The 25,209-nt window shown below is 56.8% G+C and carries 23 protein-coding genes; 7 read left to right on the top strand and 16 right to left on the bottom strand.

Annotation, left to right across the window (positions count from 1 at the left end):
* Nucleotides 1-380: 380 nt before the first annotated feature.
* Nucleotides 381-1,034, bottom strand: a complete 654-nt coding sequence (gene tmpT / locus SIC15_RS15800; RefSeq protein ID WP_136630174.1) for a thiopurine S-methyltransferase — start codon at nt 1,032-1,034, stop codon at nt 381-383.
* Nucleotides 1,035-1,127: 93 nt separating this feature from the next.
* Here tmpT and SIC15_RS15795 point away from each other — a divergent pair, with 93 nt between their 5' ends.
* Together SIC15_RS15795 and SIC15_RS15790 are read left to right on the top strand one after the other, a co-directional pair.
* On the top strand, nt 1,128-2,063 hold the full coding sequence (locus SIC15_RS15795) for a D-2-hydroxyacid dehydrogenase (RefSeq protein WP_412536427.1): 936 nt from the start codon (nt 1,128-1,130) through the stop codon (nt 2,061-2,063).
* Between the two features lie 139 nt (nt 2,064-2,202).
* Nucleotides 2,203-3,564 (top strand): YihY/virulence factor BrkB family protein, encoded by a 1,362-nt coding sequence (locus SIC15_RS15790; protein ID WP_136630172.1) that lies wholly within the window; start codon nt 2,203-2,205, stop codon nt 3,562-3,564.
* On the opposite strand, the gene SIC15_RS15785 is transcribed toward SIC15_RS15790, so the two are convergent.
* The 5 genes from SIC15_RS15785 to SIC15_RS15765 form a co-directional block, all read right to left on the bottom strand.
* Complete coding sequence (locus SIC15_RS15785; RefSeq protein ID WP_412536426.1) at nt 3,547-4,596, bottom strand: HDOD domain-containing protein; 1,050 nt, start codon at nt 4,594-4,596, stop codon at nt 3,547-3,549. The genes SIC15_RS15790 and SIC15_RS15785 overlap by 18 nt on opposite strands.
* A gap of 110 nt (nt 4,597-4,706) precedes the next feature.
* The gene (locus SIC15_RS15780) at nt 4,707-5,936 is read right to left on the bottom strand and encodes a DUF445 domain-containing protein (protein WP_305965828.1); all 1,230 of its coding nucleotides are present in this window, start codon (nt 5,934-5,936) and stop codon (nt 4,707-4,709) included.
* Nucleotides 5,937-6,055: 119 nt separating this feature from the next.
* Nucleotides 6,056-6,790, bottom strand: coding sequence for a 16S rRNA (uracil(1498)-N(3))-methyltransferase (locus SIC15_RS15775; protein ID WP_412536425.1), 735 nt, complete (start codon nt 6,788-6,790; stop codon nt 6,056-6,058).
* Nucleotides 6,791-6,818: 28 nt separating this feature from the next.
* Nucleotides 6,819-8,171: an adenosylmethionine--8-amino-7-oxononanoate transaminase gene (locus SIC15_RS15770; protein WP_412536424.1), complete on the bottom strand. Its 1,353-nt coding sequence runs from the start codon at nt 8,169-8,171 to the stop codon at nt 6,819-6,821.
* Between the two features lie 91 nt (nt 8,172-8,262).
* Nucleotides 8,263-11,502, bottom strand: a complete 3,240-nt coding sequence (locus tag SIC15_RS15765; protein WP_412536423.1) for a type I restriction endonuclease subunit R — start codon at nt 11,500-11,502, stop codon at nt 8,263-8,265.
* Nucleotides 11,503-11,709: 207 nt separating this feature from the next.
* Between SIC15_RS15765 and SIC15_RS15760 the strand changes: the two genes are divergently transcribed.
* The 4 genes from SIC15_RS15760 to SIC15_RS15745 all read left to right on the top strand — a co-directional run bounded on the left by SIC15_RS15760 (nt 11,710) and on the right by SIC15_RS15745 (nt 14,453).
* Complete coding sequence (locus tag SIC15_RS15760; RefSeq protein ID WP_412536422.1) at nt 11,710-13,203, top strand: type VI secretion system PAAR protein; 1,494 nt, start codon at nt 11,710-11,712, stop codon at nt 13,201-13,203.
* On the top strand, nt 13,196-13,588 hold the full coding sequence (locus SIC15_RS15755) for a hypothetical protein (RefSeq protein WP_136630166.1): 393 nt from the start codon (nt 13,196-13,198) through the stop codon (nt 13,586-13,588). The genes SIC15_RS15760 and SIC15_RS15755 overlap by 8 nt, the downstream gene beginning before the upstream one ends.
* Nucleotides 13,589-13,660: 72 nt before the next feature.
* Complete coding sequence (locus SIC15_RS15750) at nt 13,661-13,930, top strand: hypothetical protein (protein WP_412536421.1); 270 nt, start codon at nt 13,661-13,663, stop codon at nt 13,928-13,930.
* Nucleotides 13,920-14,453, top strand: coding sequence for a helix-turn-helix transcriptional regulator (locus SIC15_RS15745; protein WP_412536420.1), 534 nt, complete (start codon nt 13,920-13,922; stop codon nt 14,451-14,453). The genes SIC15_RS15750 and SIC15_RS15745 overlap by 11 nt, the downstream gene beginning before the upstream one ends.
* Here SIC15_RS15745 and SIC15_RS15740 read toward each other — a convergent pair.
* Nucleotides 14,443-15,036 carry a DUF6933 domain-containing protein gene (locus SIC15_RS15740; protein ID WP_412536419.1) on the bottom strand — a complete coding sequence of 198 codons (594 nt, stop codon included), beginning with the start codon at nt 15,034-15,036 and terminating at the stop codon, nt 14,443-14,445. The genes SIC15_RS15745 and SIC15_RS15740 overlap by 11 nt on opposite strands.
* Before the next feature lie 144 nt (nt 15,037-15,180).
* Here SIC15_RS15740 and SIC15_RS15735 point away from each other — a divergent pair, with 144 nt between their 5' ends.
* Nucleotides 15,181-15,624 (top strand): DUF3037 domain-containing protein, encoded by a 444-nt coding sequence (locus SIC15_RS15735; protein WP_136630163.1) that lies wholly within the window; start codon nt 15,181-15,183, stop codon nt 15,622-15,624.
* On the opposite strand, the gene yafN is transcribed toward SIC15_RS15735, so the two are convergent.
* The 9 genes from yafN to ahcY form a co-directional block, all read right to left on the bottom strand.
* Entirely contained in the window at nt 15,598-15,930 is a 333-nt protein-coding gene (gene yafN / locus SIC15_RS15730; RefSeq protein WP_136630162.1) for a type I toxin-antitoxin system antitoxin YafN, read from the bottom strand. The genes SIC15_RS15735 and yafN overlap by 27 nt on opposite strands.
* A gap of 169 nt (nt 15,931-16,099) precedes the next feature.
* Nucleotides 16,100-17,134: a virulence RhuM family protein gene (locus SIC15_RS15725; protein WP_136630161.1), complete on the bottom strand. Its 1,035-nt coding sequence runs from the start codon at nt 17,132-17,134 to the stop codon at nt 16,100-16,102.
* 57 nt (nt 17,135-17,191) lie between these two features.
* Nucleotides 17,192-18,598, bottom strand: coding sequence for a restriction endonuclease subunit S (locus SIC15_RS15720; RefSeq protein ID WP_412536418.1), 1,407 nt, complete (start codon nt 18,596-18,598; stop codon nt 17,192-17,194).
* On the bottom strand, nt 18,588-20,159 hold the full coding sequence (locus SIC15_RS15715; protein WP_412536417.1) for a type I restriction-modification system subunit M: 1,572 nt from the start codon (nt 20,157-20,159) through the stop codon (nt 18,588-18,590). The genes SIC15_RS15720 and SIC15_RS15715 overlap by 11 nt, the downstream gene beginning before the upstream one ends.
* A 142-nt stretch (nt 20,160-20,301) precedes the next feature.
* Nucleotides 20,302-21,048 (bottom strand): amino acid ABC transporter ATP-binding protein, encoded by a 747-nt coding sequence (locus tag SIC15_RS15710; protein ID WP_069184434.1) that lies wholly within the window; start codon nt 21,046-21,048, stop codon nt 20,302-20,304.
* Nucleotides 21,049-21,061: 13 nt separating this feature from the next.
* Complete coding sequence (locus SIC15_RS15705) at nt 21,062-21,733, bottom strand: amino acid ABC transporter permease (protein WP_069184433.1); 672 nt, start codon at nt 21,731-21,733, stop codon at nt 21,062-21,064.
* Nucleotides 21,734-21,824: 91 nt separating this feature from the next.
* Nucleotides 21,825-22,583 carry a transporter substrate-binding domain-containing protein gene (locus SIC15_RS15700; RefSeq protein WP_412536416.1) on the bottom strand — a complete coding sequence of 253 codons (759 nt, stop codon included), beginning with the start codon at nt 22,581-22,583 and terminating at the stop codon, nt 21,825-21,827.
* Between the two features lie 296 nt (nt 22,584-22,879).
* Nucleotides 22,880-23,749: a methylenetetrahydrofolate reductase [NAD(P)H] gene (gene metF / locus SIC15_RS15695; protein WP_069184431.1), complete on the bottom strand. Its 870-nt coding sequence runs from the start codon at nt 23,747-23,749 to the stop codon at nt 22,880-22,882.
* Between the two features lie 12 nt (nt 23,750-23,761).
* Nucleotides 23,762-25,156: an adenosylhomocysteinase gene (ahcY, locus tag SIC15_RS15690; protein ID WP_069184430.1), complete on the bottom strand. Its 1,395-nt coding sequence runs from the start codon at nt 25,154-25,156 to the stop codon at nt 23,762-23,764.
* Nucleotides 25,157-25,209: the final 53 nt, after the last annotated feature.

Here is a 25,209-nt window from a genome sequence, read left to right as displayed (position 1 = left end):
TCTTCAGCTTTCAATTCACGCAATTTCCCCGTTGCAGTCGGCTCCGCCCATCCGGGCGGTTCGTTTAGTTATGGGTGGAAGGAATGGATACTTACAAGCCTGTGAACGATCAACTCGTGGCCGGCTTGGTTACTTTGAGCTTAGTTCACGGTTCGGGAGTTGGACAGTGTGTGAGTGGTTAAGGTTCATTAAATTATGTTAGAGCGGTGTGGGGTTTTTGTAGCTCTGGTGGGCTGGCATGTCGCTATGGGGGCTGGAGCGCACCAGGGGTCTTCCTGAAAGCGAATTGGCAACTCGCTGCGCTCAGACATCAAATTCGCTTTCAGGAAGACCCCCGGTACACTCCGATCAGACTAATGATGCGACCGCTTGAAGGCATCTTAGATTTTGGTTAGACGGAACACGCTTTCCGAGGCATTTTCCAGGCCTTTCCGTTTTGTAAACGGATGATCCTTGGCCAGGGTGTTGGTCAGGATGTGTTCGATTTTGTAGTCGTCCTGGTAGAGCTCCCGCACCTCTTCGTCGCTGACGTTAAACGGGGGGCCTTTGATCTCTGTGTCGTAGTCCAGGGTGATCAGCAGGATTTTTGTGCCGTCGGGGATGATGGCGGTGAGGTGGTTTACATAGTCTTTGCGCATGTGGGGCGGCAGGGCGATCAGGGCAGCGCGGTCGTAGACCAGTCGCACGTGTTTGAGGTCGTCGGGAACCAGCTGGAAGAAGTCGCCGCACCAGAGTTGCAGGTTGTCGTGTTTGAAGGTGATGAAAGGCTCACCGGGGTGGACCTTGGCTTTTTCGCCGGCTTCTTCGAAGAAGTCCTTGCAGGCCAGTTCGCTGAGTTCCACGCCGATGATGGGGTGGCCGCGGTCGTGGAGCCACCACATGTCGTGGGCTTTACCGCACAGGGGTACGAAAACGGCCTCAGTGCCTTTGCCGGCCAGTTCCGGCCAGTGGTCGTGGAGGTACTGGTTGACCGTGCCCTCGTGGAATCCGATTTCCTTTTTAGCCCAGCGTTCGTGCCAGAATTCATGTTCCATGGTTCACACCCTGTTATTGCTTGGACATTTTGAGTCTTGGACGTTTACCTCAGTCTACCCTAATCTGTGACCATCTGGATTCAGGAGAAAAGTATGAAAGCGGTGTTCCTTGATGCCAAAACGCTTGGCGATGATGTGGATCTGTCGCCCATCGAGTCGGTGGCAGGCAAACTGGAAAAGTACGAGCGCACGGGGCCGGGAGAGGTGCTGGAACGCATCCGGGGCTTCGATACCGTGCTGGTCAATAAAGTCGTGCTCACCCGCGAACACTTCGAGGCCTGTCCGGAGCTGAAAACCATCGCCGTGGTGGCGACCGGCCTGAACAACATCGACCAGGCAGCGGCGAAGGATCATGACATCAAGGTGATGAACGTGACCAACTACGGTCGCTCGACGGTGGCCCAGCACACGATGGCTCTGATGCTGGCGCTGGCCACCCGGCTGCTCGATTACGACCGGGATGTGCGGTCCGGGCTTTGGGGCAAGAGTGATATGTTCTGCCTGATGGATCATCCGATTATGGAGCTGGAGGGGCGCACGCTCGGTATTGTCGGCTACGGCGATCTGGGTGAAGGCGTGGCGGAGCGGGCTGCGGCCTTTGGCATGCGGGTCTTGTTGGGGGCCCGACCGGGTCAGGAAGCCGGAGAGGTGGACGGGTATTCCCGGATCCCCCTGGATGAACTCTTGCCTCAGGTGGATGTGCTCTCACTGCATTGCCTGCTCACGGATGAAACCCGGGATCTGATCGGTGCCCGTGAACTGAAAATGATGAAGCCGGACGCGTTGCTGATCAACACCAGCCGCGGCGGCCTGGTGAACGAGCAGGCGCTGGCAGACGCGCTGCGCGCCGGCGAGATTGGCGGTGCCGGGTTCGATGTGCTGACCGAGGAGCCGCCCCGCAACGGCAATCCCCTGCTGGCGGACGATATTCCGAACCTGATTATTACCCCCCACTCTGCCTGGGCCAGCCGTGAGGCGAGGCAGCGGATTGTTGGTATTACTGCAGCCAATCTGACATCGATTGGCTGAAAAGTCGTGAAAGGTCCCGGGTCTCCTGTACCCAGATTGTGAACGTGAGTATCGCAAACGCTCGCTAATCGGCCATACTCTGGTTAGACCGGATATCTGACTGATAATCTGAACAAAACATGGAACAACAGGACCTAAAGTGGCTGCATTCCAATTGAAAGAACGGCTTCAGGCCGCTGAAAGCTGGATTCTGGCAAATCCCAACCCGCCCCAGAGTTGGCCCTGGACCTGGTTGTACAAGGTCGGGCGCACGGCCTATGCCATGGCCCGGGACGTACTCAGCGGGCAGCTCACTCTCCATGCCATGAGCTTGGTCTACACCACGCTGCTAAGTATCGTGCCGCTTCTTGCCTTGAGCTTCTCGGTTCTCAAGGCGCTGGGTGTGCATCAGCGGATGGAACCATTCCTGTTCCAGTTCTTTGAACCTCTGGGCCCCCAGGGGATACAGCTCGCCGAGCAGATCCTCGGGTTCGTGGATAACATGAAGGTTGGGGTGCTCGGCTCTGTGGGTCTGGCATTGCTGGTCTACACGGTGGTTTCCCTGCTGCAGAAAATCGAACGCTCCTTCAACATGATCTGGCGCGTACCAGACATGCGCTCCATGGCACAGCGCTTCAGCAACTACCTGAGCGTCATCATGGTTGGGCCACTACTGATGGTTTCAGCCATTGGTGTGAGCGCGACCATTTTTTCCTCCACCATTGTCCAGAAACTGATTGAAATCGAGCCGTTCGGTTCGGTGATTCTGGTTGCCAGCCGCTTCACGCCGTTTTTCCTGGTTGTTGGAGCATTTACGTTTGTTTACGTGTTCATGCCCAATACCCGGGTCAAACTGCGTTACGCAGCCATCGGCGGTCTGGTGGCCGGGGTTTCCTGGCAGGCTGGCGGCATGCTGTTTGCCTCTTTTGTGGCCGGATCTGCCAAGTACGCGGCGATCTATTCCAGTTTCGCCATCGGCATCATCCTGCTGATCTGGATTTATCTGAACTGGATGATTCTGCTACTCGGTGCCAGCCTGGCGTTTTATCTGCAGAATCCCGGATCAGTGGCCAAACGACGCCAGGTGCAATTGGCGCCGGAACTGCAGGAGAAGGTGGCGCTTGCAACCATGTGGCTGGTGGCCAAACCTTTCAGTGAGGGAAAGCCGGCGCCTCAGCAGGAAGTATTGGAGCACCAGTTGAGAGTGCCAGGCGAAGTGACCCGTGCGCTCAGTGACAAGTTGATCCGGGCGGGTTTGCTTAGCCTGGCAGGAAGCCAGGGCGATCGACTCGTGCCGGGGCGTGCGCTGGACCTGATCACCTTAGGGGAAGTCTTGAAAGTGGTTCGCAACGATGAGGATCGGATCGTTGACCGGCTGCCAGCGGTGATCCCGGCTGAATTAACTGGCTCGCGTAAGGTTGAGGAAACGCGAACATTCGCCGAGTTGTTGCGAGCTGATGATGAGCAGGAAACGACCACATCATTGGCCGAACCCGAGCCGGTGTCAGCTCCTGACAGTTGAGCGCCCGCCTTCCCGGAGCATCTTCTGCACCGCGTTGCGCACGTCACTGATTTGTTCCGGGGTTAGACGCACCAGTTTTGGCAACTGCTCTTCGGCAAGATTCCGCTGGTGCGCATGCCTGAGTACTTCTCGGGTACCAATGACCATGCCATCCGTCAGCGGCGTGTGCTTCTGCCTCGGCGCCGGCCGTTCGGCCGCCAGAAGGTAGGCATGGTACTTGGGGGGAAGGTTCCATTCGTTCGCCAGGAGCTGGCAGGTAGCCCACTGGTATCTGGCCAGAGCATGCCGAATAAGCGCTGGCTCCGGTTCGCCGATTGCTGTGCGCGACCGGCAGATTCGCTGAAGTTCACGGCGGATCGTGATGTACGCCAGTGAGGGCAGCAGGCCTACCATAAAGTGGGCACTGGTGTCTTCGCCCTGGGTTCTGGCGATCAGTTCCGCCGCCCGGGCACAGGTCAGCCCCCAGCGCCAGCCACGCTGACCAAACAGCGCTTCCCGGCTGTTCCTTGCGGCCATCATGGGGCGCATAACTGCCGCGGAAATCACGTTCCGGATGCCATCTACCCCCAGTACAAATACCGCCTGGTCCACCGATTCAATGGCGTGGTCGCTGGTCCGGAAGTAGGGGCTGTTGGCAATCTGAAGCAATTGATCGGTCAACGAGGGATCACCAAGAATGATCTCCGTGAGCCGCTGGCGGTCTGTGGACTCGTCGGACAGGGCCCGCATGAGCATGGGCAGGCTCATGGGTTGGCGGGGCAGTTCCTCCATTTTGTTGCTGGTGAGCCGCTGATAAAGCTCCTTCAGCACTTCCTCGTAGGAAGAAAGATCAACACGCAGGGCTGCCGGCTCGGCATCCAGCAGCCAGCAGAACAGATGTTCCTCAAGCTGTTGGGCAAGCTCCGGGCTGGTGTCAGGGGTGTCGGTAGCCGGCTTCTCCGGGGATGGATTGAACAGCCGCGCTTCCGGAGCGGGTGGTGCAGATTGTTTGCTTGGGAATAATCCTGAAATCCAGGAGAGAAAACCTGGCATCCGTTGCCTCCGGGTCGAACCTGTTCGAAGTAATGAACCTCCGTTTCCGAGAGTATAGATGTACGACGCATCCTTGCACAGGTTTCAAGCCCGTGAATTACTGCGGAAATTTACAGTAACGATTCTCCGAACACGAACACCAGTTGGCAGATGCCGGCACCAAAGCCCAGGAAAGCGCCTACCAGAATCAGTTTGATTTCATCCTCCTGGAAGCAGGGTCGGAGAAGGTCCTGGAATTCTTCGGAAGACAGGGCAATCATGCGCTCGACCATGATTGATTCGACCGCCTGGGCCCGGTCCTTTTCGAACACCGGGTTGTTGAACGATGTCTGGGATATCTCGATGGCTTTTTCGCCCACCTGGTTCTTAAGCGTTGCAAAGCCGGTGGGTCCAAAGGCCATCTGCGTCAGCGCCTTGCCCATGCCAGCGGTTTCATCCACCAGCGGTTTGATGTGTTTCTTGACCATGTTGCGGGCGCGGTCGCCCTTGGGGCCGTCGAGAATTGCGTTAATGATGTTGCCAACGGTCAGAATCTCGTGGGTCACAATGTGGCAGAATGACTCAGCCACGGCCGGCTGGCGTTTCAGGAACAGGCCCTGAATCCGGAATGGGCCGACTTTTTTGGCGTGCAGCGGCCGGAAAATCACGTTCAGCGCAATCCAGTTAGTCGCCCAGCCCACCAGCAGGCCGAAGAAGGGCAGCACCCACCAGATCGGGTAGACATACCAGACCGCCATCTGGATAAGGCCAAAAAGGAAGCCGAAGTAGAGGCCCGAGTTGATGATGAAGCGGAATTCGACCTCACCGCATTCAATAAAGATCCGGTTCAGCAGCTCCTTGTCGCTGGCCAGGCGGTCAATGACCATACCCTTGATGTCCAGCAGGTCTTCGATGTTGTCGGAGACGTCTTCCACCAGGTTGTCCACCAGCTGAGGGGTGGATTTGCGGACGCGATCGTAGACCATCTTGCGAGCTGAGGCGGGCAGGTTTTCCCAGAAGGTGGGGTATTCCTTGAGCATCATCTCGTCCACGTACTCCTCGATTCGGGGGTCGACAGAGTGAACGATGTGGGTGGCCAGAACCTTGGGGTCAATCTGCTGGAAGATTTCCCGAACGGTGCCGATCTTCGAGATGGTGGCGTCGACGCTGATAGCCGCCATTTTCCGGGCCTTCGAGGGTATGATGCCCTGCCAGCCGAGCAGCGGTGGTTTGCCAATGAATTCGAGGGGATAGAAAGTCATTTTGATGGCCAGCCAGTTGGTGGTCCAGCCGATCAGGGCGGCAATAACCGGGATACTGAGGTATTGCCAGAATTCTTGGGTGCTTAGCAGGCTTGTCATCCCGTTACTCGCGTGTGATCGTTTTTTTGATGTCGGAGTCGACAGGGATAATGTTGTTGGCACCCCTCCATGTCAATGACTTGCGTGCCGACATGAGACGGCGGCACGGTCGGGATCGATCAGCTGCCGATATCACCCCACAACCACTGGCAAAGCGCCATGGCCGCAACCGGTGCGGTTTCGGTGCGCAGCACCCGGGGGCCAAGGGCTACCGGCAGGAAACCTTCTTTTTCGGCCTGGGCGATTTCCTCGGGGGAAAGCCCGCCTTCCGGGCCGATCATCAGAGCCACCCGTTCTGGGGGAATGATGGACTTCAGGGTGTGTTCGGTGCGGTGGTGGAGAACCAGGCGGACTTCGCAATCGCGGCTGTGTTCCAGCCACTCGGAAACCGTCATCACCGGCAGTATCTCTGGTACTCGGGCGCGCCCGCACTGTTCGGCGGCGCTGATGGCAACGGATTGCCAGTGGCGCAGGCGTTTGTCTTCCCGGTCGCCCTTCAGTTTTACGTCGCATCGTTCGGTGGTCAGCGGCACGATACGGGTAACACCCATTTCCACGGCTTTCTGCACCGCGTAGTCCATGCGGTCGCCCTTGGAGAGAGTCTGGCCGAGGACGATTTCGAGGGGGGATTCTGTGGCGTTTGCCTGTGGAGTGCCCACCTGGACTTCCACGTTCTTCTTGCTGGCGCTGGTGATAGTGGCGGGGTAGTCGTTGCCATCGCCGTTGAAAAGCAGCAGATCCTGCCCCGGTTGCATGCGCAATACCCGCCCGACGTGTTGCGCCGCGTTGTCATCAAGTGCTGCGGTGCCGCCCTCCGTGAGGGCGGAATCGGTGTAGATGCGGGGTATACGCATGGGCTGGTCTCTCAGGTCCGGTCGGCTGTCAGTCGCGAACTGCGATCTCAATGCCTTCCGTTGCAACCTGGCCCAGATGGCGGATCTGTTCTTCGGTGATCACGTAAGGCGGCATGAAGTAAACCACATTACCCAGGGGGCGAAGCAAGGCCTGGCGAGTCAATGCATGCTGGTAAACACGAATGCCACGGCGTTCCTGCCAGGGGAAGGGCGTTTTCGAGGCTTTATCTTTCACCATTTCCACCGCTAGGGTCATGCCATGCTGGCGGATGTCGCCGACATTGGGGTGGTCCACAAGATGGGCGACGGATTCGGCCATGCAGGCAGATAGCCGGTGGTTGCTCTCGATGACATTGTCATCACGGAAGATGTCCAGGGTCGCCAACGCCACGGCGCAACCAATGGGGTTGCCGGTATAGCTGTGGCTGTGGAGGAAGGCCTTCAGGGTTTCGTAGTCGTCGTAGAAGGCGTTATAGACATCATCGGTGGTCAATACCACGGATAGTGGCAGGTAGCCGGCGGTAAGTCCTTTGGACAGGCACATGAAATCCGGAGTGATGCCAGACTGTTCACAGGCAAACAGGGTGCCGGTACGGCCAAAACCAACGGCGATCTCATCCGCAATCAGGTGCACGCCATAGCGGTCGCAGGCTTCCCGAAGTTTGGTGTGGTAGATGGGGTGATGCATCCGCATGCCGCCGGCACACTGGATCAACGGTTCCACCACCACGGCGCAGATTTCGTCGTGCTTTTCTGCCAACAGCTTTTCCATGGCCTCAAACTGGCGCAGTGCGTAGGCCTCATCGGTCTCACCCTGCTCTTTGTTGAAGGCGTCCGGGGAGGGTGCGGTCAGTACTTCCATCAGCAATGGCTGGTAGGTGTCCTTGTAGAGCGATACATCGCCGAGGGCCAGAGCGCCCAGGGTTTCACCGTGGTAGCTGTTGCTCAGGTTCACGAAGTTTTTCTTGCCCGGTTTGCCGTGGTTCTTCCAGTAGTGGAAGCTCATCTTCAGAGCGGCTTCGATGGCCGAGGAGCCGTTGTCGGCGTAGAAAACCTTGTTCAGGCCCGGTGGAGTAACTTCGATGAGGCGCTCGGACAGGTTGACTACCGGCTCGTGAGTGAAACCGGCAAGGATAACGTGCTCCAGCTCGCCAATCTGCTTCTGGATCGCCGCGTTGATTCTCGGATTGGCGTGGCCGAACAGATTGACCCACCAGGAGCTGACGGCATCGATAAAGCGATTGCCTTCAAAGTCCTCCAGCCAGACACCCTCGCCCCGCTTGATGGGCACCAGGGGGACGGCGCCTTCGTGGTCTTTCATCTGGGTGCAGGGGTGCCACACGGACTTGAGGCCACGGGTGACGAGGTCAGCATTGCGCATGGTAATTCTCCGTCAGACGGTCTGATTCTGGGTTGTCGCTGTTAACCTGTGCGGATATTACAGTTAACAGCGGATATCGGCCACCCGGATTTCAGGTTGATCTGACACGGTATTGCTTGAAGTTTTCCGCCTGTTCGAAGATTTCCTTGTAAACTTCATCCCGGTCTACAGGCGGGTAACCATGCTTGCCGAGAAGGAGAATAAGGTCCACCTTCAGCTCGGCCTTGATATCATCACGCTGGTTCCAGTCGGTGTACTTCACTTTGTCATCAACAACCGATTTGACGGCTTCCGCCAGGGGGATCAGTTTCTCCTCCGGGTAGGTGAAGTCGTATTTGGCGGCGAGGTCTTTGAGGATGTCGTAGAAGGCTTTCACCTCCAGATCGATACCCAAATCGGCAAATGAGCCCACTTCCTGCTTCAGTGAACGGATCATTTTCAGGTAACGATCAATGATCTCGTCGGTAAAATCTTCGACCACCTCACCGCGCAACACATCCACTTCTTTACGCTCGTTGTATTTCTCTACCAGGCTCTGCAACTGCTTGCTGAAGTCGACGCCCCGGGCCTTGTTTACCCGCTTGAAATCCTCAATGGCTTTCGCCAGCAGTTGCTGAAGTAGCTTGATCTTGGTGTTGGGCAGTTTGATTTTCTCGATCTTGGCCAGGTAGTCATCGTCGAAGATGTTGCGTGCCTCGGCGCCGTCCTCACCCAGTTTGAAAACCTCTTCCACACCGTCGGCTTTCAGGGCTTCGGTCATCATCTCCCGCACTTTTGCGTTCATCTGGGCGGTGTCTGGGGCGTGGCCCCGGGTCAGTTTGAACACAATTGAGCGCACGGCCAGATAAAAGTGAATGCGATCCCGCTCGGCCTGCGTCACGCCTTCCGAGCCGCTGCAGATGTCGTAGGCCGCTTTCAGGCGTTTCACCAGGGCCATAAAGCGCTTTTCAATTTTGTCGGTAAGCTGGGCGAACTCGGCGGCCTGGTTTAGGCAATTGAGTTGTTCCAGCGGACTACCCTTGAAGTACGCGCGTGCGTCAAATTTGTGAAACAGTTTGTCCAGCAGGTCGAGGTGATCCTTCACCACGATGATCGACTGCTCGATCTCCTCGATGTTCTGCTGGTCGGCCTTGTTGTAGTGGGCCAGGGCAAGGTTCATCTGCTTCTTGATCCCGATGTAGTCCACCACCAGGCCTTTACGCTTGCCCTCGAATTTGCGGTTGACCCGTGAAATGGTCTGAATGAGGTTGTGGCGCTGGATGGGCTTGTCGATGTAGAGCGTGTCCAGGAACGGTACGTCGAAGCCGGTGAGCCACATGTCCACCACAATGGCGATCTTGAAGTTGGATTTCGGGTTCTTGAACTGGCGGTCCAGCTCCTTGCGGAAGTCCTGGGTGCCAAGCATGTCCCAGAGCGGCTTGGGGTCATCCTTGCCACGGGTCATGATTAGTTTCACCCGCTCCATGGGCTTGATCTCTTTCTGGTCTTTGTCAGAAAGCCGGGCGCCGGGTTCACACACCAGCACCTCGTTCCATTGCGGCCGTAATTCAATCAGTTCCTGCCAGAACCGGTAGGCAATAGAGCGATTGCTGCACACGAACATGGCCTTGCCTTTGACGGTGGCGCCTTCCTCGACCCGCTGCTCGTAGTGGTGGACAAAGTCCTTCGCCAGCGTTCGCAACCGGTCCGGATCGCCCAGGATAATGCTCATGTTGGCGCTGGCTTTCTTGCTTTCTTCTATCTGGTACTCGCTGGCGCCGTCCTCCGCGCATTGATCGTAGTAGGCCTCGATGTCCTGCAGCTTTTCGTTGTCCAGGATCACCTTGGCGGCCCGGCCTTCGTAAACGATGGGAACGGTGATCTCGTCCTTGACTGATTCGGTCATGGTGTAGCTGTCCACTACCTCGCCAAACACATCCAGCGTCGCGTCGATCGGAGTGCCGGTGAAGCCGACGTAGGTGGCGTTGGGCAGGGAATCGTGCAGGTATTTGGCAAACCCGAAACTGCGCCGGACGCCGTTCTCGGTCACCCGGACTTTCTGGTCCAGGTTGACCTGGCTGCGGTGGGCCTCGTCGGAAATGCAGATCACGTTATACCGAACCGTCAGCAGCTCTGTATCTTCCGTGAACTTGTGGATCGTGGTCAGAAACACCCCGCCACTGGTGCGGCCTTTCAAAAGCTCCCGAAGGTGGCTTCGGCTCTCCACGCTGATCACCGTCTGGTCGCCAATGTATTCTTTGGCATTGGTGAACTGGCCGGATAACTGGTCGTCCAGGTCGGTTCTGTCGGTAATCAGCACAATGGTGGGGCTTTCAAAGTCCACGCTTTTCATCAGCAGCCGGGTGAGGAAGAGCATGGTAAAGCTCTTGCCGCAGCCAGTGGCCCCGAAGTAGGTGCCGCCTTTGCCGTCACCCTCCGGTTTTCGGTGTTCCAGAATGTTCCGGAACAGCTTGCCGGCGGCGTAGAACTGCGGGTACCGACAAACGATCTTTTCCTCCCGGTGGGATTTGTCCGGGAAATAGATGAAATGCCGGATCACCTCCCGCAACCGGTTGTGATCAAACAAACCCTGAATCATGGTGTGCAGCGCGTTGATTCCGTCCTGCTCGATGGTTTCGTTACCGGTTACTTTGCGCCAGGTATAGTAGTACTCGTAAGGCGCGAACAGTGAGCCCAGGCGGGAATTGACCCCATCACTGATCACGCACAGGGCGTTGTACTTCATCAGGTCTGGAATATCCCGGGCGTAGCGGACGGTGAGCTGCTTCCACGCATCGTGGATGGTCGCGTTCTCACGGGTCGCGCTTTTGAACTCGAACACCACCAGGGGCAGGCCGTTGATGTAGAGAATCGCATCGGGAATGCGCTTCTCCAGCCCGTCAATCTCTAACTGGTTGACCACGCGGTAGATATTGCCGCCAGTGTGGTAGCCCCCGGCATCGTCCGCGATGAGTGTATCTACTTCGCCGGGCCGGGGCTCGCGCTGCTCCGGAAGCCCTTCATAGTCCACGAGTTGAATGTAGAGATCTTTCTTTGTGTGCTCCTCCCGCTTGAGCAGGAAGCCGTCGGCCACCCATTTGTGGATGGTCTTGTTGGAGGCGTAAAGATCCGAGGCGGAGAGGGCATCCAGCCGGTTGATGATGGTGCTGATCTCATGCTCGGTGATTCCGTCTTTGGCGTGACGGCTAGCCAGGAATGATCGCAGGTCGTCGCGGATGAGAACGTCGTTAGGTGAGCGCGACAGGGAAGGGCCCGGCGTATGCGGAAACCCCTGCTCACCCAACAGGGCGATAATGGCCTGTTCCAGTTTGTCCTCGGTGAACTTGGGCATTCCCTATCCTTAGTGCGTGATCTGGCGTCCCGGACCGGCTGAATCCGCTTGGTTTATTAGCATGTTACCTGATTGTAGCCATTTTTTGCCCGCCCGACGGCATCGCACTCTGAAATCGTAGAATTTGGCCGGGCGGGCGCTTCCGTATAAACTGCGCCTGTTCACTCACAGAGCCAGGATGGCTCAGCAAAACGCAAAGGATGCGACATGAGTAAAGCCATTGTTCTGCTCGGAGACCTCGGCTCCGACCACGAAGGTTTTCCGCCCACGCCAGTCATTGCCGGCTCCCCGGATGTACTGATTGACGGCAAGCCCGCTGCCCGCGTGGGCGACCCGCTGGCACCCCACTCCAAACCGAAGCACCCACCCCATCCCCGGACTATCACCGGTGGTTCTGCCACGGTCATGATCAATGGCAAACCGGCCGCGGTGACCGGTGGTGCGATTTCCTGTGGTGGCGTGACGATTGGTTCCGGGTCTGTGGTGATTGGTGACACTCACACGCTGGCGCCGTTTTCGGGGGTATCCCCCGTTACCCCCAAAGCAGCGATATCTTCCGCGACGGCCGGGGAGTCAGTTCGGGCAACGCCAGAAAAGTTGAAATCCACAGACCAGGCTGAATCTTTGGCTTCTCCGACTAACTCAGCCTCCGCGGCTGAGCCCGGAGCAAAAAATACGGTCAGCACAACTCACTCTGACGCCGACGATAGTCGGGACCTGAGCGAGCCCGGATTCCATGTCGTTCGCGCACCCATGAGCCGCAATGAGCTGTTGTCTCGGCTTTATGGTGATGCATCTGCGAAACCTGATAATTTTGAGCGTTTGAACCCGGGGCTGGGCAATCGTGTTCTACCCGGAGAAATGATCGTTATTGCCGATCCTGAAAGCCTGGAATGCACGGTCGAAGAAAATGATCTGATGACCGTGGCGGCCCAAGTGAATCAGGAGGTGCGACAACTGAGCGAACAGGAAGCTCAGTTCATCGTCGATCATTACGACCTTCTGGAACTGATGACGGCGAATGCTGCGACCGGCATGGGTGCAGGCGCGGCGATGATTGGCCAGCAGATCAAGAGCATCAATATGACTCTGAAGGATATTGAGGCGCTGTATCAGAATACCTTCAGAAAACACGGTAGGCTGAACGTTCCGGAATTTTACGAGCAACGCCGAGCCTTATTCACCAAACTGGATTTCGCGCTTGGGAATATGGCGCGGAAAGGTCTCTCGCTCGATGACAATCCCAAGTTGAAGAGGGCCCTGGGGCTTTCAACCAAAGGCACGGTTCACCACTGGAAAGAGGCGGGTGTTGGGCCGATTCCGGGCTACGGAGCCCACTATTCTAGGGCTGCAGGCGCTGCACGGTTTGTGGAGCATGGAGGGCGATTGGTTGTGGCATTGGATGCCGGGCTGGCTGGGTACAAGATTTACGAGGCGTGTTCGACTGGGCGAGCGAATGAGTGTGAGCGAGTTGGGCTAACCGAGTCTTTGCGATTTGCTGGTTCAGCAGCGGGCGGCACAGCGGGAGCCTTTGCAGCTCCGTTACTCTGTGTAGCTGTAGGCATCGGCACTGCTGGCGTAGGCGGCGTAGCTTGCGGAATCATAGCTGCCGGCATGGGCAGCGCCATCGGTGGAAAAACAGTCGGTGATATGGGCGCAGCTGCGGGAGAAATGATTTACGAGGTGCGTAACCGTGAGTGAGGAATGGCGGATTTTCGCAGCGTATACGGTGGCTGGGGGTATTCTGCTGAGCTTGTTGTTCATTTTTTTGACCGTGACTACGGGCTTTCGCTATGCAAGAAAAATAGAACAAAGAGTCTCGACACCTTCTGGCAGTCTTTCCAGTATCAGCCAGATCTGGTCAGAAGCGCTCGTTGGCCGCCTCGTCAGATGCAGTCATATCTTTGCCTTTCTTGTTTTCCGTAATTGTTCGTCTCGCTTCTGCCACAAACGTGCATCCATGCTGGGTGACCCTGACGTTCCGCTGCCGAGGCTTTGGCAAGCGTGGTGTTTGGTGCCTGTGTTGTCGATGTATGGAACGCTCGTGCTTGTTCTGCTGGCGGGTATATATATGCAGTTTGAATAAGAAACTTTCCGACCAATTAAGGTTGTCATGTGACAACCTGGGTGTGTAATATTTGCCCAAGGAACGGCAAGAATGCCCCGCAAGAAACATGCGAGCAAAGAGATTGAAGCGGCGCTGGCCTACGCGGAACTGAATGGCTGGCGGATCGAAAACAGGAATGGCCATGCCTGGGGGCGAATGTATTGCCCGTTCAATAACCTGGATTGCCGGTGTGGAGAGTTCTGTGTTGCCAGTATATGGAGCACCCCCAGGAATCCACGGAACCATGCCAGGCAGATTCGCCGCATCGTTGATAACTGCACCGAGAACCGAGGTGTCGAAGGTGAAGACCATGAATCGTGAGTACGACTTCACACTTAAATTTTCAGTTCCGCCAGATCTGGCGCAGGACCAGGTAGAGAGCTCATTGTTTCAAGCGGGATGTGATGACGCCATCATTGGCCTCGGTCAAAAGGGCCGGCTTGCTCTGAACTTCACACGCGAAGCGGCTTCAGCAGAACAAGCCATGCTCAGCGCGCTACAGGATGTGCAGCGGGTGCTTCCTGAGGCCCGCCTGGTGGAGGCCGGGCCGGATTTTGTGGGTATTTCCGACATGGCGAGTCTGTTGATGTTTTCCCGCCAGAACATGCGCAAACTGATTCAAACCCATCTGGCCAGTTTTCCACTGCCGGTCCATGAGGGCGCGTCGGCACTCTGGCATTTATGCGATGTGCTGGCCTGGTTCTCTGAAAAACAGAAGCGAGCCATTCCGGCGGATTTGATGGAGGTGGCTCAAGTAAGCATGGGCGTTAATCTCGTGCGGGAAGCAGGGCGGATTGATCAGCGATTACAGGCGCAGCTAAGACAACAAAGCGCTATCGTCTAGCGGTATCCAACAACGCCAGCATTTCCCGCTGCGGCCAGATCCAGCCTTTGATGCCCTTAATCGTGCAGGGCCTGTCCGCTAACCAAGCTCCGGTTCTGTAGGGTGCCAAGTCGCTGATCGAAAGACGGTCATACCAGATCTGATGCTCAAGATCCTGCCCCATCCGATTCATGGTTGCCTGCACGGAACGGTCGCATTCCGAGTCGCAAACCAGTTCTGCGAGGGCGCGTTCGGCGGCGTCCATCTGCGCCTCATTCGCGCCGGACTTGAGCAGCGTGTTCATAAATGCATCCTGAAACCACCAGTCCAGCTCTGCTAAGTCCGGTTTGGTCAGGCAAGTGGCCAGCAACGGAAAGCGGGTGCGGTCGTGAACAAACAACACGCAGTTGCGGCGCTGGATGGTGAGCAGGTTGGCGTGCCAGCCGCTCAGCGGGCTTTCAGACTCATCATTGGCGGCATGGGGGAGCGGTCGCTTGCGTTTGAGGCTGCCGGATGCGTGAAGTGGCAGTTTTGCCAGCAGTTTCTTGGTGCAGTGGAGGCGGATCATGGGTTTTCGGCTGTGCCCTTTCTGAGGCCCCGTCATAGCTTCCTTCGATTTGCGATGAAATAAGACGGAATTTATGTTTCATGGGGTTAGGTCTTACTGAACACGGTCGCGGGATCAGTAGTGAAATAAAATGGAGGATCTAACCCGTACTTCCTCAAAACGAGAATAGCGGACTTACCGATGAAAAGAATAGCGTGCCAATACGCCATCGTACGGTTTATGCCTTATATCGAGACGGGCGAGTTCGCCAACGTCGGTATTTTGCTATGGGCGCCGAAAACCCGCTACCTGGGCTTTAAACTGCTTCGGAAAAAACATGCCCGTATCACCCAGTTTTTTGAAGAGCTGGACCGGGGGGTGTACCTCAAAACGATGGCGAACCTGGATGCGGAGTTGTGCAGAGTGCAGGGCATGCTCAAAGGCCAGACCGCCGAGTTTGGTGACAACGACCGGGAGTATGGATTTCACAAAGGCCTGTTCCGGGAGCTGATCCGGCCTCGTGAGACCATTGTGCGGTTCAGTGAGCAGCGGGCCGTGCTGGGGGAGAATCCAGAGAGAACAATGGCCGAGCTCTATGAGTATTACGTTGACAGGAAATTATCTCCGCGCACGCCGTCCCGTTGATTTGTATTCTCCGAAGTTTTCCACCAGATCCACAGGTTCGGCTTCCTCCAGAGCCTTGGCGCTGCGTTTGCAGTACTCCGCAAGTTCGGCTTCGGATGGCCGGAAGCGGCCGCGGAATGCGCGGGCGGCTTCCTTGTCGCCAATCAGCTTCATCATTTCCTCGAACAGTTCCGCGCCAAGCACGTAGCCTGCGGGCTTGTTGTGGCTCAGAACGGCTATGGGCTTATCGCCAAAATACTGCGCAGGATTGTTGCGTAACGCAGACATGCTGACGGATTTCTCCGCCAGGATGGCGTGAGTTTTCATGACGAGCCCTCTCTAAGGAAAAGCATGAAGATTTCGTTGAAATGATTACACAAAAGATTGAGCAATTTTTAACGCACCATAATGCCGAGATTTGGTTCTGTCAGAAAAGGAGCGCACTCGTTCGTGCGAGCCGTTCCGCAATTTGGTGTACGGCTTCATTCACGATGGCTCAATCGGTCTCGCGTTTTGACAGCGACTCGAGTTGCCTGATTGTTTCCTCAGCACCCGCCTTCTCCAGTGATTCCCGCCGCCTTTGTTCGAATTTCTGATACTCCAGACCGGCTTTCTGGTCTGCGTCCCGCTTACTGATCGTTCCGGCTCCCGACAGAACCTCTCGCTCGTTGAAGCGAAGAAAGTCATTCAGCTTTTGCTCCCAGTCCTTCAGGAAAACCTGCTTTCGCCTCTTGGCCTGATCTTCCGCAAAATCGAGCCACATGACGACGATCCTGTTCAACGCATCAATTTCATCGCTCTCAAGGTAGTTCTTGGCCACGGTTACATCCGCCTTTCGAACGATCTCGCCTTTCCAGACGGTTAGCCCCATGTTGGGTTCCGAGGCATTTGCCCGGGTTGCGATCAGTTCAGCAGCCGTCTGGCCCGTTGCGGCGTAATGCAGCTTGTTCTGAATGACGCGGAAGAATTGCACAGTTTCCTTGGATGAAGGTTCGTAATCCGCAGCCAGTTTGAAGATCTCCCGCACCCTCAGGTACATGCGACGTTCACTGGCACGTATATCCCTGATACGCTCAAGCAAATCGTCAAAGTAATCGGGAACTGGGCTGGCGCCCGGCACCGGCGGGTTTTTCAGGCGCTCGTCATCCATGACAAACCCCTTGACGAGATACTCCTGAAGCTGAGCGTTGGCCCAGCGACGAAACTGGACACCCCGGGGCGAGCGTACGCGAAAGCCCACCGCCAGTATGGCTTCCAGGTTGTAGTGCCTGACCGTCCTTTGAACGCGCCGCTTGCCCTCCTGACGAACTTGTAAGTAATCCTTACAAGTTGCCTCTTCGTCGAGTTCGCCATCCTCGAAGAGTGCCTTGAGGTGCAGAGTGATGTTCTGGGGTGTGGTCTGGAACAGCTCAGCCATGAGTGCCTGGCTAAGCCATAACGTGCCCTCTGAAAAGCGGCACTCCACACGTGTCTCGCCATCGTCGGTGGTGTAGACGATAAACTCGCCGCCGGGCATTTCTTGTTCAGGCATCTATCCGTTCCTTAATTCCATGCGTCCTTTGGTATATCCACTGTCAAAGTCGGTAGCCTAGATGATCTCTGCAACCGGCCGCTCCGCCTCCGGAACCCGCAGTTCGCCAGATAGGAGTTTGGGCAGGAGGGTATCGCGGAGTCTAGTCAGGGCATCCGTCTGTTCGGAAGTGAGCAAGATTCGCGAATAAATCGCCTCCGCCTGCTCGTTGAACGCTTCCAGTATGCCTTTTCCGGGCACCAGAAAAGGAATAGGGCGGAAGTTCTTTTTGCTGATTTCCTGAAACGTGCTGCCATTGGCCCGGTCGGTAATATGGTTCATGTTGGTTTTTGCCCAGCACAACAGATAGACCGGCCCGTAATGTTGGTTGGGCAGCATGGCGATGATGCCCTGGTTGACGGAAACCGGGATGTCGCTGATGGCCAGATAGCCTATCGGTGCTCTGGAGGACATCAGAACCGTGCCTTTGGGAAGCTGGCCTGACGAAATTTTCCGGACGCCAGCGTCGGTCAGGTGCCTTTCGGTGTCCATCAATACCAGCGATTTCAGTTGCGACATATCTTTCGGCGTGCAGAACGGATGTACCCCGTTATCCCAGAAGTCCGGATTCTTGGTGCTTGGCGTGCCGCCGCCGGTGGTTTCAACCTGCTCGCCGATGGTGCTGATATGCCACCCCTCCGGCACCCACCCCATTTCCTCTGTCAGCACAAATCGGTCCGGGAACTGCTGGCGGATGTGGTCGGGCAGGGGCTTGCGCTGGTCGCCGAGGGTGGCTCTGGCGTCGGCGCGGGCTTGCAGGGCTTCGGGGATGGGGTTGCCGGCGGCCAGGGCGTTGTCGATCACCGGGTCGAAGTCCACGAACCAGCTTTTGAACAGGGCCTGGGCCATGAATTCGAGGGTGGTGTTGATTTGTTGGTTTAGGGCGATTTTGTCATCTAACCTACCAAGAATTCGCCCAATTTTTTGCTGTATTCCTAGAGAGGGGTATTTGATTTTGGCGTTTAATATTTGTTTGGGTGACAAGTTGGCTTGTCCGCCAGAGCTTGTTGCTATTGAAATGAAAAGAAACTGATAATCCCATGCGGAGAGCAGATAGCCCATAAATCGTGGGTCAACAACGGTGTTGTCCCGGGCCCTCAAGGCTCCGACACGTTGGTTGATTAAATAGGGTGAGGATTTGTCAAAGAAGGCTACTTTACCTACCCAAGTTTCAGGCGAGCCATCATGTCGGTTTCCTGACATGGAGATAAGAAGGTCACCATTTCTTGCCAGTTTCTGAGGCCGCTCATCCAAGTAGCTTCGGGACACATACGAAAATTCGTGTTCGCTGAAGTGACCTGCTTTGATATTTTTTATTTTGATTACTGGAATGCCCGATGTCTGAAATTCTCTACTCTTGAAAGCGTAGCCATTGATTAGATCAAATAGGTCTCCGACGCTACCTGTTTGCCACTCACTCCCCATAACCCAACCCCTCCAGATTCCCTCGAATCACCGCATCGAGCTTCTCCCCCTCAGCCATCTGCCGATACAGCGTCTGGCTCAGCTCCGCCATCTTCACCTCAAACGGAACACCGTCATCTTCAATCTCCGCGGCGCCCACGTAGCGGCCCGGGGTGAGCACGTAGTCGTTGGCTTTGATGTCCTCAATGGTGACGGCTTTGCAGAAGCCGGGTACGTCCTCGTAATCGCCGTCTTTCGTCTCCCCGCGCCAGGCGTGGTAGGTGCGGGCGATGTGGGCGATGTCGTCGGGGGTGAGTTCCTTATGTACGCGGCTGATCATGCTACCCAGGTTGCGGGCGTCGATGAACAGGGTTTCGCCTTCCCGGTTGCGGTGGTTGCTGTCGCTGTGGCCGGGGATGGTCTGGGCCTTCTTGTTTTTGGTGAGGAACCACAGGCACACGGGGATCTGGGTGGTGTAGAACAACTGGCCGGGCAGGGCGATCATGCAGTCCACCAGGTCGTTCTCAATGATCTTCTGGCGGATGGCGCCTTCGCCCTTGGTGTTGGTGGACATGGAACCGTTGGCCATCACGAACCCGGCGGTACCGTGTTCGGACAGCTTGGCGATCATGTGCAGTATCCAGGCGTAGTTGGCGTTGCCGGTGGGCGGTACCTCATAGCCGGCCCAGCGAGGGTCGTCGGTGAGCTCGTCCGGGGCGCGCCACTGGTCCATGTTGAACGGCGGGTTGGCCAGGATGAAGTCCGCCTTCAGGTCCGGGTGCTGGTCCTTGAAGAAGCTGTCGGCAGGAACGTCGCCCAGGTTGCCGGCAATGCCGCGAATGGCCAGGTTCATCTTGGCCAGCTTGTAGGTGGTGGCGGTGTATTCCTGGCCGTAGATCGAGATGTCTTTCTGGTTGCCCTGGTGGCTTTCCACAAACTTGATGGACTGCACGAACATGCCGCCGGAGCCGCAGCAGGGGTCGTAGATCTTGCCCTGAAACGGCTCGATCATCTCCGCCAGCAGGTTGACCACGCACTTGGGCGTGTAGAACTCGCCGCCACCCTTGCCTTCGGTGGCGGCAAATTTGCCGAGGAAGTATTCGTACACCCGGCCCACCACGTCCTGCTCGCGGTCTTCCACCGTGTCGATGTTGTCGATGGAGTCGATCAGCGCTGCCAGCTTGCTCACGTCGATGCCCAGGCGGGAGAAGTAGTTGTCTGGTAGGGCGCCGCGCAGGGATTTGTTGGTTTTCTCGATGGTGGACAGCGCCGTGTCGATTTTCAGGGCAATGTCGTCCTGCTTGGCGTGTTTGCGGATATGGCTCCAGCGGGCTTCCGGCGGCAGGTAGAACACGTTCTTCATGGTGTAGAAGTCCACCATGTCCACGTAATCGCCCTGGCCTTCGTCAATGAGCGCTTGTTTGCGCTCCTCGAACTTGTCGCTGACGAATTTCAGGAAGATCAGGCTGAGTACCACGTGTTTGTACTCGGAGGATTCCACCGTGCCGCGCAGTTTGTCGGCGGTGTCCCAGAGGGTCTGTTCGAAGCTTTTGGTGGTTTTCTTGCTGGGGGCTTTGGCCATGGGGGTTACTGCGTCCTTGTCCGGCTAAGGGGGTTCACATCGCCGGTGGGTTAAACGGTTTTGTGGAGCATTGTTGCGATTTGGTGGCGGGCATTCAAGAAAAAAGCCCCCGCGAGCGGAGGCTTTGTCGAGCTGGTTTGGCTCAGTGCGCAAGAACCCGAGAAAGAAACGCCTGCGTGCGCTCATTCTGCGGGTTGTCGAACACATCGTCCGGTTTGCCCTGTTCCACAATCTGGCCTTCGTGAATGTAGATCACACGGTCGGCCACTTCACGGGCGAAGCCCATTTCGTGAGTCACGACCATCATGGTCATGCCTTCCTTGGCCAGCTCGCGCATAACGTCCAGCACTTCGCCGATCATTTCCGGGTCCAGTGCTGAGGTTGGCTCGTCGAATAGCATCAGGCGCGGTTCCATGGCCAGGGCCCGGGCGATCGCGACCCGCTGCTGCTGGCCGCCGGACAGCTGGCTTGGGTATTTGTCGGCCTGGTTGCCAATGCCCACCCTGTTCAGCAGTCGTTCGGCGGTCGCGTTGGCTACGGTTTGAGACGTGCTCTTCACCTTCTGGGGTGCCAGCATGATGTTCTTCTTGACCGTGAGGTGCGGGAACAGGTTGAACTGCTGGAATACCATGCCCACTTCCTTGCGGATTTCCGCGAGGGATTTCGGGTTGCCGCTCTTGGGCGCCAGCGGGTGGCCATCCACCTCCAGGGTGCCGGACTCGAACTCTTCAAGACCGTTTACACAGCGGATCAGGGTGGATTTACCGGAGCCACTGGCACCGATGATTACCACCACTTCGCCTTTTTCGACAGTAAGATCAATATCTTTCAGGACATGCAGTTTGCCGAAGTACTTGTTCATGCCCTTCATTTTTACAATCTGAGTCATGTGTAACGTTCCTTCAGACAGAAGCCAGACCGCGCCGCTCAACGAAGCGGAGAATCAGTGACAATGAGAGGGTAATGGCCAGGTAGAGGATCGCGACCACAAAGTACACCTCAAACGCGGTAAAAGTGTTGGCAATATAGATCTGACCCTGGCGTACCAGTTCACCAACGCCAATCACCGAGAACAGCGATGTGTCCTTGATGCTGACGATGGCCTGGTTGCCCAGCGGCGGAATCATCCGGCGGAACGCCTGCGGCCAGACCACAGACCAGAAGGTCTGGGTGCGGGACAGGCCCAGGGAAAGCCCGGCTTCGGTCTGGCCCTTGTCGATGGACTGGACACCACCACGGACCACCTCGGATATATAGGCGCCGGAGTTCAGGGCGATGGCCGCGATGCCGGCCGTCAGGGGATCAATCGGGCCGCCGATAAGGTCGGGCAGACCGTAGAAGATGAACAGCACCTGAACCAGGATGGGCGTGCCGCGAAAGATTTCAATGTAGGCGGTTGCCGGCCACCGCAGGAACCACTTCTTGTTGATGCTCAGCAGGCCAAAGACAATGCCCAGAGCAAAACCGATCAGAAGACCGCCAAAAGAAATCAGCAGGGTGTAGGGGATCCCTTTGATCAGAAAAGGGATTGAGTCGATGGCTGCCTGCCAGTCGAACTGAAACTGGAATTCCACAGTGAGAGTCTCCGCAGAGTTTTGGAGTCACGGATTGCCGGGGCAGTGATGCCCCGGCACAGGGAATCAGACCGATAGGGTCCGGGAGGCCTTACATGTCTTCGGGCATGGGGCCAAACCACTTCTCGTAGATGGTCTTGTAGGTACCATCTTCTTTCATGGCGGCCAAGGCCTCGTTAACGTCATCAACCCACTCACTGCCGCTCTTCAGGGCGATACCATACTGCTGGCCTTCATAGAGCGGGCCAACGGTTTTCACCTTGCCTTCACCTTTGGTGCGGGCGAAGTAGCCAACGTTCGGCGCATCATAGAAGACAGCATCAATGGAGCGGGACATCAGCGCCATGTACATGTCCGAGCTGCCCGGATAGGGGGTTACGCCGTTATCGGCTTCCAGATTCTTGACCAGGTAGTCGTAACTGGTGCTGCCGATCTTGGTGCCGATTTTCTTGCCTTCGAGGTCGTCGAATTCGCTGACATCGCCGTTGCTCTCGCGAACAAGAATGCGCAGACCGGAATCGTAGTACGGGTCTGAGAAGTCGACGATCTCTTCACGTTCTTCGGTAATGGTGATGCCGGCAATGGCAATGTCGACGTTACCGGTTTGCAGGGCAGGGATGATGCCGTTGAAATCCATGGTGTTCAGATCAATCTCGAAACCGGCACGGTCGGCCACCTCGCGGATGATTTCCATGTCGAAACCGATCATCTCGCCGGTTTCCTGATCCATCATTTCAAACGGAACGAAACTGGGGTCAGTGACGACGCGCAGGGTCTCTGCGCTGACGGTTCCTGCGGCAACGGTGAGTGCCAGGCTGGCGCTTACGGTCTTTAGCCACTTCGTGCTCATACATTCTCCTTTTCTTTCTTATGAGGCTCCATTTGCCCGGTAAGGCAAGCCGGACCAATCACTGCTGGTGACTGCGATCTCCGGGGAGCGTTGATGGAACTGCATCACATACACTCTAGACTATTACGCAGATGGACACAGGAAATCAAATGCTTGGCGGGTAGGTACGGCTGGCGGGAGTTGTTGGATTACGGTCCTTTGGACCTGATCCAACCTACGATGAGCGGCTTAAATTTGCGGGAGAACGGTAAGTCGGATTAGGCCCACGGGCCGTAATCCGACACCGGTTACGCACATCAGAAAGCAATCTTCTCCCGCTCACTGATGCCCAGGTTCTTCCAGATGCTGATGCTGGGTTCCACCTGGTTCAGGGTATAGAAATGCAAGCCCGGCGCGCCGGCCTTCAGCAGCTTCTCGCACATCTCGGTGACCACTTCCTCACCGAATTTGCGGATGGAATCACTGTCGTCGCCGTAGGCCTCGAGCTGCTTGCGAATCCAGCGGGGAATTTCCGCGCCGCACATGTCGGAGAAGCGAACCAGATTGGAGAAATTGACGATGGGCATGATGCCCGGCACCACCGGAATGGTAACGCCCATCTTCTCCAGACGGTCGATAAAATAGAAGTAGCTGTCTGCGTTGAAGAAGTACTGGGTGATGGCACTGTTGGCGCCAGCCTGAACCTTGCGGGCAAAGTTTTTCAGATCTTCTTCGGCGTTGCGGGCCTGGGGATGAAACTCAGGGTACGCTGCCACTTCCAGGTTGAAGGTGTCGCCGCTGTGCTCGCGGATGAATTCCACCAGCTCGTTGGCGTAGCGCAGCTCACCGGCTGCCCCCATACCAGAGGGCATGTCGCCCCGCAGGGCGACAATCCGGTTGATTCCATGCTCTTTGTAAAGATCCAGCAGCTCGCCGATTTCCTGGCGGGTGCCCCCGACGCAGGAAAGGTGCGGAGCCGTGGAAATGCCCTGGCTATGCAGGTTGAGCACGGTCTCGATGGTGCGGTCCCGGGTGGAACCACCGGCGCCGAAGGTGACCGAGAAAAAGTCCGGATTCACCTCGGCCAGCTGGTTGCGCACGTTCTGCAGCTTTTCCTTGCCCTGATCGGTCTTGGGCGGGAAAAACTCAAAGCTGAAACGGCGCTTGAACTGTTTCTGGGATTGCATCTGTTTACCCGATCAGTACTTGTAGCTTTCTGGCTTGTACGGGCCTTCGACCGGTACACCGATGTATTTGGCCTGCTCCGGCGTCATCTTGGTGATCACGCCACCAAAGCCTTCCACCATGGCCCGGGCCACTTCCTCGTCCAGGTGCTTGGGCAGAACCTGAACGTACACGCCTTTCTCACGGGCATCTTCCGGCAAGTCGGCGAACTTGCGCTCGAACAGGTACATCTGGGCCAGAACCTGGTTGGCGAAGGAGCCGTCCATGATTCGTGACGGGTGACCGGTGGCGTTGCCCAGGTTCACCAGGCGGCCTTCGGAGAGCAGGATCAGGTGGTCGTTGGTGGCCTTGTCGCGGTACACAACGTGCACCTGTGGCTTCACCTCGTCCCATTCCCAGTTCTTGCGCATGTAGGCGGTATCGATCTCGTTATCGAAGTGGCCGATGTTGCACACTACGGCTCCGCTTTTCAGGGCCTTGAGCATGTGTGCATCGCACACGTTCATGTTGCCGGTGGTGGTGACCAGCAGATCGGTGTTCTGCAGCAGGTCACGGTCCACGCCCGCCTCGGTGCCGGTGTTCACGCCGTCGATGTACGGGGACACCACTTCAAAACCGTCCATGCACGCCTGCATGGCGCAGATCGGATCGGCTTCGGTGACTTTCACGATCATGCCTTCCTGACGCAGCGAGGCGGCAGAGCCCTTGCCTACGTCGCCGTAACCGATGACCAGGGCCTTCTTGCCGGAAAGCAGGTGGTCGGTCGCGCGCTTGATGGCGTCGTTCAGGCTGTGGCGACAGCCGTACTTGTTGTCGTTTTTGGACTTGGTGACCGCGTCGTTCACGTTGATGGCCGGAACCTTCAGGGTGCCTTCGCGCAGCATTTCCTGCAGTCGGTGCACGCCGGTGGTGGTCTCTTCGGTCACGCCGTGGCACTTGGCCAGAATCTCCGGGTATTTTTCATGGAGCAGGGCAGTCAGGTCGCCGCCGTCGTCCAGGATCATATTCGGCTCCCAGCCGTCAACGTCGGCACCCACGGTGCGCTCCAGGCACCAGTCATACTCTTCGTCGGTCTCGCCTTTCCAGGCAAACACGGGAATGCCCTGCGCCGCGATGGCCGCTGCAGCTTGATCCTGGGTTGAGAAGATGTTGCACGAAGACCAGCGCACGTTAGCGCCCAGTTCCACCAGGGTCTCGATCAGCACGGCGGTCTGTATGGTCATGTGGATACAGCCCATGATGTTGGCGCCTTTCAGCGGCTGCTCGGCTTTGTACTTCTCACGGAGCTTGATCAGGGCCGGCATTTCGCCTTCGGCGATGTTGATTTCCTTCCGGCCCCAGCCGGCCAGGGAAATATCGCGAACCTTGTAGTCGTCAAAGCTGTTCAGTTTTTCTGCGGGAGTGCTCATGGTGTTCTCCTGTCAGTCAGTTTGGCTTGGGCATATGTCTGGTGACATACGCC

Origin of the sequence: Marinobacter sp. MIT932201 (assembly GCF_047123295.1) — a bacterium.
Taxonomy (GTDB): domain Bacteria; phylum Pseudomonadota; class Gammaproteobacteria; order Pseudomonadales; family Oleiphilaceae; genus Marinobacter; species Marinobacter salsuginis.
Note: the sequence above shows the minus strand (reverse complement) of the source record. Positions and strands in the feature narration are given on the sequence as shown.